This window comes from Vibrio sp. A1-1 (assembly GCF_021728175.1).
Taxonomy (GTDB): Bacteria; Pseudomonadota; Gammaproteobacteria; order Enterobacterales; family Vibrionaceae; genus Vibrio; species Vibrio diabolicus.
In genome coordinates this window covers 130,043-142,802 of record NZ_JAKKCL010000003.1, presented here as the reverse complement: position 1 = coordinate 142,802, position 12,760 = coordinate 130,043, and the positions used below count along the sequence as shown (strand labels likewise).

Sequence of the window (12,760 nt, the reverse complement as noted above, 5' to 3'; positions counted from 1 at the left end):
GAGAATCAATGCGACACTAGCTCAGTTGGTAGAGCGCAACCTTGCCAAGGTTGAGGTCACGAGTTCGAACCTCGTGTGTCGCTCCAAATTATTCAGATATGGCAATTGCGGTATCTCGATGCCAAGTGCATCAACTTAAAACCAGCGAAAGCTGGTTTTTTTGTATCTGAATATTGATAAATTTACGCCATCTCAATTTCTTGAACTGTGGGTATAACCCTTGTTTCTTTCGCGAGTTATGCTGTTAAGTGTGCCCCTATGTTTCGCAGATTGACCAATATCCGTTTACAATGTCGGTCTCCAAAGGATTTGACGAAGACGCATGAGAAATACCGACGATTACATCATTTTCTATCACCTGATCGAGCAAGGCTCATTTAGCGCTGCAGCAAGACACATGTCATTGACCAAATCGGTTGTCAGTAAACGCATCGCCAAGCTTGAGCAAGAGCTTGGTGTACAGCTTCTTTACCGAACAACGCGAACGTTAACGTTGACGGAGGCAGGGCGAGCGTTCTTTACTCATGCAAAAGCCGTTTATCAGGCGGTGGCAACGGCAGAAGAATCCATTGTGGGGTTAGGTAAGAATTTATCTGGAAACATTAAAGTTTCTGTACCCACTATCTCTGGTGAGTTAATTCTTCCTCAAGTGATCAATGAGTTTAATCAGAAATACCCTGACATCAATATCGATATGGATCTAGATAATCGTTTCGTCGATATCGTGAATGAACGTTTTGATCTGGCAATTAGAACGGGTGTGTTGCCAGATTCTAGCCTGATCGCAAGAAAGCTGGTGGATGCCAATTGGATTGTTTGTGCGTCACCTCAATACCTTGCTAAACATGGCATTCCTAAGCAACCTCAAGCCTTGGATAAGCACAATTGTTTGGTTTATTCCTACCAAGAAAACGGGGCGTGTGAGTGGGCGTTTAAAGAGGGAGACGAGGTGTATCAAGTTACAGTCGACGGTAACCTCTGTACCAACAACTCTTCGGTATTGAGAAACGTCGCACTGTTGGGGCAGGGAATCATCTATGTGCCACGTGTCTTGGTTTATGAAGACTTAAAGCAAGGCCGCCTGATTCAATTGTTCAAAGACGAAACCGCCAAATGTTTGGGTATTTATGCAGTGTATCCTTACACTCGTCAACAGCCAGAAAAAATTAAGATCTTCATTGATCATCTATACACCAGCTTTCAAAGTCAAAATCATCGATTTTAAGACAATAACTCAACACCAATCGTTATGTTGGTGTTGAGTTATTGTTTCCATCTTCATTTCTAATAATTCTTATAAATTTAGAAGCTTAAGCCTTCTCCTTGTTTTATCACTAATATTGATAACAAGATGCTGCGCACAACTGTTAACAAATGGTTTTGCTATTGTTTCTTTTAAGAAACGGTCTGTTTCTTGCGTTAAATTTTCCGAATGTGAAAGATAAGTGACAGAAAAATAAAAGAATTATTTTGTTTGTTGTCTGTTGGTTAAGTATTGCTCGCCTGCCTGACATAGACGCCGAGAAATGGACTGCTTATAGTGGCTCAAACGCCCATTACCGTCACTAAACGGTGATGTGAGCGAAGTACAATAACTAGAGATACGGATATGAAACAAAAGCAGCTGATTGACGAATTTAAAACTATCGTTGGGGAAGAAAATGTCCTAACCGACGAGGTTAAAACAAAATACTACCGTTCGGGTTTTCGCTCAGGTAGTGGCACTGCGCTTGCTATCGTGTTTCCTAATACTCTTGTAGAACAATGGAAGATCATTAAACAGTGCGTTGAAGCAAACTGCATTATTATTATGCAGGCTGCCAAAACAGGTTTAACAGAAGGCTCAGCTCCAAGTGGTAATGATTATGACCGTGATGTGGTCGTGATCAATATTACCAAAATCAAGAAGATTCACTTATTAGATGGCGGTAAGCAGGCAGTATGCTTGCCTGGTGCAAGTTTGCACTCATTGGAAAAAGAATTGAAGGCGGTGAACCGAGCGCCGCACTCTATCATCGGTTCTTCATCATTAGGTGCCACTGTGGTTGGGGGTATCGCCAATAACTCAGGCGGTGCGTTAGTCAAGCGTGGTCCTGCTTACACGGAGTTGGCGATTTATGCGCAGGTCGATAAGCAAGGCCAGTTACACCTGGTTAATCACCTTGGTATTGAAGGTTTAGGTGAAACGCCAGAAGAAATTCTGACAAACCTGCAAGAAGGAAATTTTGACCCAGCGAAGATCATTCATGACGAGCGAATGGCATCAGACAAAGAATACGATGAACGTGTTCGAGACGTGACTTCTGACATTCCTTCTCGCTTTAATGCCGATGAACGTCGTTTATTTGAAGCCAGTGGCTGCGCTGGTAAATTGGGTGTTTTCGCCGTTCGAGTTGATAGCTACCCAGTACCCGAAAAAGAGCAGGTTTTTTACCTTGGCACCAATGATCCTGCGAAACTGACGAAGCTGCGAAAAGATTTCTTATCTACGTTTGAGAACTTGCCTGAGATGGGAGAATACTTGCATCGAGATATCTTCAACATGGCAGAGAAGTACGGCAAAGACGTCTTTTTATCCATCGACTTGCTAGGCACAGATAAGCTGCCAAAAATGTTTGCACTTAAAGCTAAAGTAGAAAATGTCTTAGAGCGCGTCCCGTTTGTTAGTAAATACCTGCCAGACACCATTTTGTACTACGCGAGTAAGTTGTTCCCACAACATTTACCAGAACGAATGCTGGATTTCCGCGACAAGTATGAGCATCACCTGGTATTAAAAATGAGTGATAGTGGTATTGCTGAGGCGCAAAAATACCTCAATGAAGTTTGGGCTGTTGAAGATGACTGTGATTTCTTCGAGTGTACGCCGGAAGAGGGTAAAAAAGCTTATTTACATCGCTTTGCAGCAGCAGGTGCAGCAATTCGTTACGAGACGATTCACCGAAAAGACGTAGAAGACATCGTTGCACTTGATATCGCTTTGCGACGTAATGATGAAGAGTGGCTAGAAACTTTACCGGAAGAGGTGAGTAAGAACCTTGTTCAAGCGCTCTATTATGGTCACTTTATGTGTTATGTATTCCATCAAGATTACATTTTCAAAAAAGGGACCGACACGAAGTTGATGAAAAAGCTGATGTTAGAACACCTCAATAGCCGTGGTGCTAAATACCCAGCAGAACATAATGTGGGTCACTTGTACGAAGCTGAAAATTCGCTGCAGAAGTTTTACCACGAGCTAGATCCAACCAACACCTTTAACCCTGGTATTGGCAAAATGGACAAATATAAGCGCAATTGTAACTGCTGTGCATAATGTTCTATCTCACCGTGATTAATATCGTTGATCATCGTTAAAATGATGAGCATAAGATAAGCCCTGATGGCACTCGTGACATCAGGGCTTCGTGTTTTGGGGCTTTTTATTGATGACTGGTATCGGCGTTGAAACAACGGTTAAATAGCGCGTACCGCGGCGGCTGCGATGATGCCAGTTGCAATCGCGGGCAGAGGCTTTTTCACGATGAACATGACGACAGCAGTAGAAAAAAGTGCTGCTCTAGCACCGTAATCCCCCTCAACCGCTAGTGGGGCTAAAAGGGCAACCAATACGGAACCTGACATCGCAGTGATGAAACGTTGAACCCGCTCGCTAATTGGAATAAATGACATAACATACACTCCGCCCCAGCGGGTTATGAGCGTGACTAACGCCATGGCGATGATGATAAGCAGTGTGCCACCTACGCTCGTTTCGATGTTCATGCTTTTTTCTCCTTCCAACAAGCACCTAAGACTCCACCAGTAATAGCGCCAACCACTACGTGGCTATTCTCTGGTAAATACCAGTACGCCAACATAGAAGAGGCTGCTGCTGTGGCCCAAATCGCAAAGATTCTTAAGTCTTTCGGCCCTGCCACCACCATAGACAGCAGGAAGCATCCCATAACCATATCGAGTCCGAGGCTCACCGGGTCTTTGATTGCGTTACCAAAATAAATGCCGATCCAGGTGCCAACAATCCAAAACGACCACATCGCTAAGCCGCCGCCAACAAGCAAACCAAAACCTGGTTCTTTTCTACCAAATGCATTGAGTGCCATTGCCCAGTTTGCGTCTGATGCTACCAGCATTACACCGTAACGTTTTGTCGGTGGGAGTTGTCGTAACCATGGATAAAGCGTAGCGCCCATCAAGAGGTGACGAGCATTAATAGCAAATACAGTAATAAGCACTGGAATCAGAGGTACTTCTGCTCCCCACATTTCTAGCGTGGCAAATTGTGAAGCACCGGCGAAGACCAGTGTGCTCATCAGCATAGTGGGAAATACATCTAGTCCAGTTTGTACGGCGGCAACACCGAATGCGAGGCCAAATATGACCACAAACATGGACAGAGGTAAAAGTTGGGTGAAACCGTTCCACACGTCGACCCGAGTAAATTCGTGCAACTCTGATGAGGAACGCTGAAGATGTTGAGTATTTTCTGTCATAGAGATACCTAGCCAGCAGGCAAAAAGGGCAGTGCCATATGAATGCGTTTGTTATTCTTTTGTAAACTTCATGTTTAACATCAATTGAAAGGGCTTTCAAACACTAAGTGCTATATAAAAAACAAGTATACCTGAACGATTTTAAGATGAAGGGTTTAGAGGGTTTGTCATTTGCTAGGGCTCAAGGAAAGTAACGCAACGCAAATAGCAAGCTCTGTTCAATTGAGAAGAGCACGGATTGTTACAGATTAGTATATGAGTAGGAAAGCGAGCACGAGGCTCGCTTTTTCGTTCTGTTACGAACAACTGAAAGGGTTTATTTTACGTAGACACGAGGGTTCGCAGCACCCCAAACCGTGTATAGTTCTGGGAAGATGACCTCTGCATGTTTTTCCATTTCTGCTGCCGAAATCGTTTTGCCTTGCTGAGAGCCAAACAGTACAACTTCAGAACCAGGCTCAACATCTTTGATACCTGTAATATCAACCATAGTGGTGTTCATTGAAGCAACACCCGCCACTTTTGCTCGTTGGCCATTGATCAGTACTTCTGCCGTATTGCCCATTTTTCGTGGGTAGCCATCAGAGTAACCAACAGGAATGTTCGCCATTAGGCTTTCTTTGCTCGTTTTGTAGCTGCTGTCGTAACCGACAGTGCTATTTTTTGGCAGATGGTGAACGGATGCCACGCGTGTTTTGAAAGACACGATAGAAGGGTACTCAGGGTTGGTTGGCAGATCACCGTATAAAACGCCACCAGGACGAACCATATCAAGCTGTGCTTCAGGAACATTAAGTGCAGTGTAAGAGTTGGCCACGTGCAGCAAAATATCTTCGCGTTTTAGGCCCGCTTCTTTAATCAGCCATGCAGAGCTGTCTTTGAACGAAGATAACTTTTGACGAACTTCGTCTGCATTGTAGTTAGGGAAATGAGTCATGATGCCAACAATATTAACGCCAGCTTGTTGAGCGATTTCTAGCGCTTCTTGCTTGCCCGCTTTTGTCGTCATATCAACGCCATTACGTCCCATACCACCGTCGTTAAGAGCAAGGTGAACTTTGATTTCTTTACCCGCTTTCTCTGCTAGCTTAGACAGTACTTTGGCTTGCTCTGCAGTGCCAATCAGCTCTTCAATATTTAAGTCGATTGCAGCTTCGATCTCGCCAATATCCGCCGAGCGTACACGCATAAGTTGACCTTTAAAGCCACTGTCGCGAACGGTCTGTGCTTCGGCGTTACTTGCAACGGCAACGCAAGGGATTTGTTGTTCGATAATAGTCGGCATCAGGCCCGCGATGCCATTACCGTATGCGTCGGCTTTCATCACGGCGCAGATTTTCGTTTTGCCATCCATGTGCGACTTGAACTGCTCAATATTATCGCGGAATTGACCTAAGTTTATTTCCAGCCAAGCGTTAGCGCCTTGAACTTGCTCTGCTTTTACTACAGTGTTGCTAATTTGAAGAGGGGCAGCAGTAGCTTGCATCGCAGGAGCAACGGTTGCAGCAGCGATAGTCAGTGATAGTAAGGTTTTATTTAAGCGCATAAAGTCTCCGTACGCGTTTTTTGTATTGGTTATGTTATTGAGTACTTGGGGAAAGTACCTGACGAAGTAAAACGCTCCAAGTAGTGCTTTGGAGCGTTTTTGAAGATCATGATTCAATATACCTAAATATATCTCAGTGATTGCACTCAATTTGCGCAAATCGAGGTTGATTCAATATCAACTAAGGTATCCACTGAGTTTAACTCAGTTTAAAGCGGCTCATTACATCTTTAAGAGAAATTGACAGCTGGCTTAGCTCACGACAAGCCTGTGCGGTTTGCTCTGAGCCCTGTGATACTTCTTGAGATGCCAAGTGTATGTTTTCAATGCTGCGGTTAAGCTCTTCTGCAACAGAGTCTTGCTGGTTACAAGCCGTGGCGATTTGGGTGCCCATGTCTGAGATATCAGAAATCGAGTGTTCAATGTCGCTCATCAGCTGTTTTGATTGAATGCCTTGCTCTGCACATTCTGAGATACTGGTTCTAGAAAGTTCTGTCGCAGATTTCGCGTCTTTTGCAAGCGATTGTAGCTGTTCAATGATCGACGTAATTTCGCTGGTTGAATCTTGCGTACGGCCTGCAAGCGTTCGAACCTCGTCCGCAACCACGGCAAAACCGCGACCAGACTCACCAGCACGCGCAGCTTCAATGGCTGCATTAAGCGCAAGTAGGTTGGTTTGATCGGCAATGTCACGGATAACATCAACAATAACGTTAATTTTATTCGATTGCTGTTCAAGCTCTGCCACAGTATCGCCCGCAGCACCAATTACGTTTGAAACTTCATGAATCGCGTCAACCATGCCTTGCGTTTCACGAACACCATGTTGTGTACGACGGTTTGCTTCGTTAGCTTGGTTCGCTGAATCTTCAGTATTACGTGCAACATCGGCTACTGCTGCTTTCATTTCTGTCATTGCCGTAGCAATGTGTGTGATTTGCAGTTGTTGATCTTTCATACCAGACGCAGAAATATCAGAGATTTGATTCATCTCTTCTACTGCACTGCTTAACTGTGTGACCGCAGCAATCACGTTGTCGATAACTTGGCGCAAATCATCTTGCATCTTAGTGGTCGCATCTGCCAGCTCACCTAGCTCGTCATTGCCGATGGCTTTACGATCGATGTCGTTTGATAGGTCACCTGTTGCGATGGCATTTGCTTGCTCGACAACAAGTTTTAGTGGGCCACAAATAAGGCGTGTCAGCACGTACGTCATGCCTACCATGATAAGCAGAATAATCACGTTGCTTGCAATTGACGAGTTACTCAATCCATTTACAGAAGAAAGAATATGAGTTTTGTTACTGTCCATAGCATTTTTAAGTAGACGGATCAGTTCACCGAGCTCAGAGTCAACCGCTTCGAAAGCAGGTAAAGAGTTCGCCAAAATAGGGTGGGCCTTGCTTTTGTCGTTGGCTAGCATCGCTTCGTTGTACTGATCCATAGTGACCAGGTACTTTTTCCACTGACGCATAAGGCGCTGGTAAGTTTGTTGCTCTTCACCAGGCCAAATCGTTTCACCGTAAGAATCGAGCTCTTTGCTGATCTTTTCACGTTCGCGAATGTTGCTGGCAATTTTGTTTCTGATTTGGTCTGCGTCTTCATAAGTGTATGTCGCAAACTGAGCACGGCGCCAGCGAGACAAGTGATCTCGGATCGAATCTACTCTTTCCATAGCAGGAAGCGTATCATCGGTATAGTTTAAAAGCTCAGATTTAATGCTTTTGAGCTCTGTAGATAAAAATACGCCAAACGCAATGTTGACGATGGCAATGAGTAAAAACGATAGCGATATCTTTTTCGCTATAGAAAGATTCTTGATAGACATTAGTGATATACCTTGTTTTTCTTATGGTGTGTCGCCAAAGTAAACCACGTCCTTATATGTGATATATGTCCATTAAATTACTGCAACGAGTGTAAGCTATCATTATTTATTGATATTTTCGATAATGAATTGAGCTTTTTTTGAAAATAAAAAATGTCAATGATTTTATAAAGGTACGACCACATTCGATGCAAAGTTATCGGTAACAAAATATGATATTTCGTGTGAAACAGTGCCAAGAGTAGGTGCTCCAATTGTTACAGATGTTACAGAGCTAAAGAGAGTGGTGACTACGATCCGCGTTAGTCAGGCGTTTACAAGCTAAGCAGTTACGGGCATCAACATGTGTGTGACTTAGAGTTGATGAAAGCTAACGAGTGTTTCTTGGCCTAATTGAATGCCAATTGTACCGTCTGGATCGCTTTTTAAGCACTTAAATCAAAAAGATAAAATTTATTGTTGACCAGATAAATTAATCCGTTAAAGTACGCCTCGTTCTCACGGCAAAGGTCGCTGAGACAGATGGTGTCTAACCCATCGCATGATTGCGTTGCCCTGGTGGTGGAATTGGTAGACACAAGGGATTTAAAATCCCTCGGCGTTCGCGCTGTGCCGGTTCAAGTCCGGCCCGGGGCACCATCAAAATCTTTGGTAACAGAGATATAAAAATCAGAAAGGCGCCTTGGCAGAGTGGCTATGCAGCGGATTGCAAATCCGTGGACCTCGGTTCGACTCCGGGAGGCGCCTCCACTATTTCGAAAGCCAGTCTTAAATGATTGGCTTTCTTCGTTTTAAATCCATCAATCTATACTCGTTCACGCTTCTCTAAATTCCTCCCATGTTTTGATCACCATTCAATATTTTCAATGCACTAGTCATTGATTTTATAAATGTTAAATAACTCAATAATTGTATAGGGTGATTGGTGCTAATTTCTCTTCGATTGTAATCCGAACTTTTTGTATCACAGGCAGCAACTTGGCTAGCGTGACCGTTGGCAATGCTTGGTGTGTATGAGCAGAAAGGAGGATTTTAGTCCTTAACGTGAGAGAAAAATAATGAAAACATTTAAATTAAAACGCACTATTTTATCTTTAACCTTGCTGCTAAGTTCATCTGCATTGGCTGCTGAGAATGGCACAATGATGCAGTATTTCCATTGGTATGTGCCTAACGATGGCACACTGTGGACTCAAGTGGAAAATAACGCTCCAACGCTAGCAGAAAACGGATTCACAGCGCTCTGGCTACCACCTGCATACAAAGGAGCGGGTGGCAGTAATGATGTCGGCTACGGCGTTTATGACATGTACGACTTGGGAGAGTTTGATCAAAAAGGATCAGTGCGCACCAAATACGGCACGAAAGATCAGTATCTTAGTGCTATCAATGCCGCTCACAATAACAATATCCAGGTTTATGGTGACGTGGTGTTTAACCACCGTGGTGGTGCAGATGGGAAATCTTGGGTTGATACTAAGCGGGTAGATTGGAACAACCGCAACATTGAACTTGGTGATAAATGGATTGAAGCGTGGGTGGAGTTTGATTTCCCTGGACGCAACGACAAGTACTCTAACTTCCATTGGACTTGGTACCATTTTGATGGCGTGGACTGGGACGATGCAGGTAAAGAAAAAGCCATTTTTAAATTCAAAGGTGAAGGTAAGGCATGGGATTGGGAAGTCAGTTCTGAAAAGGGGAATTACGACTACCTTATGTATGCTGACTTAGACATGGATCATCCTGAAGTTAAACAAGAACTGAAAGATTGGGGTGAGTGGTACATCAACATGACTGGTGTTGATGGCTTTAGAATGGATGCGGTGAAGCACATCAAATACCAATATCTTCAAGAATGGATTGATCACCTACGTTGGAAAACAGGGAAAGAACTCTTCACGGTCGGAGAGTACTGGAACTACGATGTGAATCAGCTGCATAACTTTATCACCAAAACTTCTGGCAGCATGTCTCTGTTCGACGCACCGCTACATATGAACTTCTACAATGCGTCTAAATCGGGTGGTAGTTACGATATGCGTAAAATCATGGATGGTACGCTGATGAAGGACAATCCAGTCAAAGCGGTAACCTTAGTAGAAAATCATGATACTCAACCTTTGCAGGCGTTGGAGTCGACGGTTGATTGGTGGTTTAAGCCGCTCGCTTACGCGTTTATCTTATTGCGTGAAGAAGGTTATCCATCCGTGTTTTATGCAGATTACTACGGTGCGCAGTACAGTGATAAAGGGCATGACATCAATATGGTCAAAGTGCCTTACATCGAAGAGCTCGTAACACTGCGTAAAGACTATGCGTATGGCAAACAACATTCTTATCTCGACCATTGGGATGTAATTGGCTGGACTAGAGAGGGCGATGCAGAACATCCACATTCAATGGCAGTGATCATGAGCGATGGACCAGGTGGCTCGAAGTGGATGTATACGGGTAAGCCAAGTACACGCTATGTCGACAAGTTGGGCATCCGAACTGAAGACATTTGGACAGATGCGAACGGGTGGGCTGAGTTCCCTGTAAATGGTGGATCTGTCTCGGTTTGGGTTAGCGTTGAGTAATCCATTCTTGTGATTTTGATACAGAACAGGCAAATTTTGATGAAACTTTGCAGTGAATCAATACGTTATTTGATATTCATATAACAAATGAGTAACTTATATTTGAGCATTATCTAGAGGAAGGTGAAGAATGGAATCTATTGCTGATGTATTGGTTGTGGCTATTGTGTTCGGTGCCATATTTGGGGGCGGGATAATTAAGTTAATCTTGAATCATCGTAAAGAAGTAAGAGCTTTGGAGATATCTGAACGTAATACGATGAGCCAAGAAGAACAAGATAACCTTAACAAGCAAATTGGTGATTTGAAGCGACGCGTTGAAGTGTTAGAGCGCATAGTCACAGATAGCAAATATCAACTTGAAAAAGAAATTGCCTCTCTGTAATTCACCACAAAAACGTAAAGCCGGCTGAGTCCGGCTTTTTAGTGCCTGTACATCATAGTTTTAGGGTACTTAGCTCAGCGTTCGTCAAAGAAGTCTTTATCGCGGATGTATTTACTCATAAAGTGATAAGAGAATGGTCGCATCAACCAACTAAATAGAGAACGTCCAAGTCGAATGAACGTTGGCGTATTCTCGTATATTCTCCCGTTATACAACCATAACATTTTGCCTACATGCCAATAGAGAAAAGGCACTGGCGGCATGAATGTCACGATGTCGATGTCGCAACAAATCCGGTAAGTTTTGTGCCCCAAACGGTAGCGTTTTTTAAAGGTCCAATCTCCAACTGCGGGCTGACCGAAAGTCACGACGCGTTTAATGCTCTTTGGGTATTTTTTCTCAATATAGTCGGCAAAAACACTGCCAATCGCGCCACCTGAAGAGTGACCAGTAATGGTGATTCTTTTTCCCCTAAGAATGAGCGGTACAACGATACCTTCGAGGCGCTCGACCACGGTCAACCCCAACCGATCTTCATTTCGGCTCGGTAAACTTTCTTGAAACAGAAGATGATAGAAACCCGCGTGAATGCGGTAATTCAGTCCCAACCGTCGACAGCTTCTCGTCCACATCGCGAAGTTTAACAACCAATCACTGATACTGTGTGAGCCTTTAATTACTACGACCACTTCACTCTGTTTTTTACTCCAGAGCACGCGAATCATAATCTTACCGTGTTCATTTCTAATGACTCGTTGCCCATTAGGATCGAATCCGTATTGAGTTTGTCTGAAGACGCGAGGATAGGCGAGATTACAGAGTACGGCATAGCGCTCATATTGGTATCGTTTTAATGGTTTCACGTTATCTTTCTTTATGGAGCCTAACGACTGACTGTAATTAATGAATATTAAAAATACGTGAACCTAGGTTAGTGCTGGTAGAGACTTTGTGTGTTGGTATCGTGGATGAAAGCCTCAAATTGGTCTAAGTGCGTTAAGATGGTCTGGCGCGAGATATCGTGATGTTCACTAAGCACGTTAAGCAGCTTTTTCAAGGTCTTACGATCTTTTTTATTTAGGTTTACTGCCTCTTTGATCTGTGTGAAAAATTCAATTTGACTTGAAGTGTCGTTAAAATCACCGAGCTTGTCTTGCAATAGTTTTAATTGTTTCACGTTGTTTTTGCGCTGTGGGGAAGGGTAGAGTGCGGAAAACCCTTCTAGCAAATAACGCAGCGCTTTGCACTTTATCCTCATTGAGTGGATCACGCTGTCACGACTTTTGTCCGAAATCTTGCGCCGTGCTTTGTCGACCTTTTTAAATTGTTCGGAGACTTTTTGGCTTGCGAAGAGTAACGCTGGTACGTTGTTATCCACTCGTTCGTGTTGTGTACTTCGCAGCAGACTATTCCTGACCAAAGTGCAGTGTATAGTGTATTCTTTTGTCGCTAGCCAACGCGCAACTTTTGCCTGTTCGTAAGCACGTTCGGATTCTATAAAGCCAAAAAGCGGCTCAAGAGAGGGTTTGTGGTTTGGGAGCATTTCAATGTATTGGCTTTTGTCCAAGATAAATACGTCCAAATCACGCAGCTTATTTGTTTTCTTCATCATTATTTTTAAATGAGGTTTCAAAATACGCTGTTCAAAAGGAGGTATCAGTTCGCGAAGTAGCAAGCATAGTGAGCGTATGCGCCTCAGTGTGACGCGATACTGGTGTGTATATTCAGGATCCAAGTCTTGGACGATCCCCTGTTCCAGAGAGCGTGCATAATCAAATTCAGTAAGTAAGAAGTGGGGCACTACGAAGTCGAGTTCGGAATCAGTATGTAGCGGTAATTGAAATGATGACTTTCGAAACATGATGAGCGCTTATTTGTCCCTGCAGTACGAATTAAGTTTATACCCATACTGTCAATTTGTGC

General features: G+C 43.7%; 10 protein-coding genes and 3 tRNA genes. 7 read left to right on the top strand and 6 right to left on the bottom strand.

Going from position 1 to position 12,760, the window contains the following annotated elements; translation table 11 throughout:
- Window positions 1–10 precede the first annotated feature (10 nt).
- The 3 genes from L3V30_RS07615 to dld all read left to right on the top strand — a co-directional run bounded on the left by L3V30_RS07615 (window position 11) and on the right by dld (window position 3,316).
- Window positions 11–86 (top strand) — tRNA-Gly (locus L3V30_RS07615).
- A gap of 236 nt (window positions 87–322) precedes the next feature.
- On the top strand, window positions 323–1,225 hold the full coding sequence (locus L3V30_RS07610) for a LysR family transcriptional regulator (RefSeq protein ID WP_237308624.1): 903 nt from the start codon (window positions 323–325) through the stop codon (window positions 1,223–1,225).
- 384 nt (window positions 1,226–1,609) lie between these two features.
- Window positions 1,610–3,316 (top strand): D-lactate dehydrogenase, encoded by a 1,707-nt coding sequence (gene dld / locus L3V30_RS07605; protein WP_046875379.1) that lies wholly within the window; start codon window positions 1,610–1,612, stop codon window positions 3,314–3,316.
- A gap of 140 nt (window positions 3,317–3,456) precedes the next feature.
- Here the strand turns inward: dld and L3V30_RS07600 are convergent, their stop codons facing one another.
- The 4 genes from L3V30_RS07600 to L3V30_RS07585 form a co-directional block, all read right to left on the bottom strand.
- On the bottom strand, window positions 3,457–3,765 hold the full coding sequence (locus L3V30_RS07600; RefSeq protein ID WP_074189653.1) for an AzlD domain-containing protein: 309 nt from the start codon (window positions 3,763–3,765) through the stop codon (window positions 3,457–3,459).
- Complete coding sequence (locus L3V30_RS07595) at window positions 3,762–4,493, bottom strand: AzlC family ABC transporter permease (protein ID WP_031780544.1); 732 nt, start codon at window positions 4,491–4,493, stop codon at window positions 3,762–3,764. The genes L3V30_RS07600 and L3V30_RS07595 overlap by 4 nt, the downstream gene beginning before the upstream one ends.
- A gap of 316 nt (window positions 4,494–4,809) precedes the next feature.
- Window positions 4,810–6,039: an alanine racemase gene (gene alr, locus L3V30_RS07590; protein WP_134645707.1), complete on the bottom strand. Its 1,230-nt coding sequence runs from the start codon at window positions 6,037–6,039 to the stop codon at window positions 4,810–4,812.
- 199 nt (window positions 6,040–6,238) lie between these two features.
- Window positions 6,239–7,870 (bottom strand): methyl-accepting chemotaxis protein, encoded by a 1,632-nt coding sequence (locus L3V30_RS07585; protein WP_012842212.1) that lies wholly within the window; start codon window positions 7,868–7,870, stop codon window positions 6,239–6,241.
- Between the two features lie 552 nt (window positions 7,871–8,422).
- Here L3V30_RS07585 and L3V30_RS07580 point away from each other — a divergent pair.
- From L3V30_RS07580 to L3V30_RS07565, 4 genes are all read left to right on the top strand, one after another.
- Window positions 8,423–8,509 (top strand) — tRNA-Leu (locus L3V30_RS07580).
- Window positions 8,510–8,546: 37 nt separating this feature from the next.
- Window positions 8,547–8,620 (top strand) — tRNA-Cys (locus tag L3V30_RS07575).
- A 308-nt stretch (window positions 8,621–8,928) separates the two neighbouring features.
- Entirely contained in the window at window positions 8,929–10,452 is a 1,524-nt protein-coding gene (amyS, locus tag L3V30_RS07570; protein WP_225461126.1) for an alpha-amylase, read from the top strand.
- 130 nt (window positions 10,453–10,582) lie between these two features.
- Window positions 10,583–10,837, top strand: a complete 255-nt coding sequence (locus tag L3V30_RS07565; protein ID WP_012842214.1) for a hypothetical protein — start codon at window positions 10,583–10,585, stop codon at window positions 10,835–10,837.
- 74 nt (window positions 10,838–10,911) lie between these two features.
- Here L3V30_RS07565 and L3V30_RS07560 read toward each other — a convergent pair whose 3' ends face one another.
- Both L3V30_RS07560 and L3V30_RS07555 read right to left on the bottom strand, forming a co-directional pair.
- The gene (locus L3V30_RS07560) at window positions 10,912–11,700 is read right to left on the bottom strand and encodes a lipase (RefSeq protein ID WP_237308623.1); all 789 of its coding nucleotides are present in this window, start codon (window positions 11,698–11,700) and stop codon (window positions 10,912–10,914) included.
- A gap of 68 nt (window positions 11,701–11,768) precedes the next feature.
- Complete coding sequence (locus L3V30_RS07555) at window positions 11,769–12,698, bottom strand: CHAD domain-containing protein (protein ID WP_237308622.1); 930 nt, start codon at window positions 12,696–12,698, stop codon at window positions 11,769–11,771.
- Window positions 12,699–12,760 lie beyond the last annotated feature (62 nt).

Excerpts from the sequence above, each read along its gene's own strand:
- amyS (WP_225461126.1), top strand. The coding sequence starts at position 8,929 with ATGAAAACATTTAAATTAAAACGCACTATTTTATCTTTAACCTTGCTG.
- L3V30_RS07600 (WP_074189653.1), bottom strand. The coding sequence starts at position 3,765 with ATGAACATCGAAACGAGCGTAGGTGGCACACTGCTTATCATCATCGCC.
- dld (WP_046875379.1), top strand. The coding sequence starts at position 1,610 with ATGAAACAAAAGCAGCTGATTGACGAATTTAAAACTATCGTTGGGGAA.
- L3V30_RS07565 (WP_012842214.1), top strand. The coding sequence starts at position 10,583 with ATGGAATCTATTGCTGATGTATTGGTTGTGGCTATTGTGTTCGGTGCC.
- L3V30_RS07595 (WP_031780544.1), bottom strand. The coding sequence starts at position 4,493 with ATGACAGAAAATACTCAACATCTTCAGCGTTCCTCATCAGAGTTGCAC.
- alr (WP_134645707.1), bottom strand. The coding sequence starts at position 6,039 with ATGCGCTTAAATAAAACCTTACTATCACTGACTATCGCTGCTGCAACC.
- L3V30_RS07585 (WP_012842212.1), bottom strand. The coding sequence starts at position 7,870 with ATGTCTATCAAGAATCTTTCTATAGCGAAAAAGATATCGCTATCGTTT.
- L3V30_RS07610 (WP_237308624.1), top strand. The coding sequence starts at position 323 with ATGAGAAATACCGACGATTACATCATTTTCTATCACCTGATCGAGCAA.
- L3V30_RS07555 (WP_237308622.1), bottom strand. The coding sequence starts at position 12,698 with ATGTTTCGAAAGTCATCATTTCAATTACCGCTACATACTGATTCCGAA.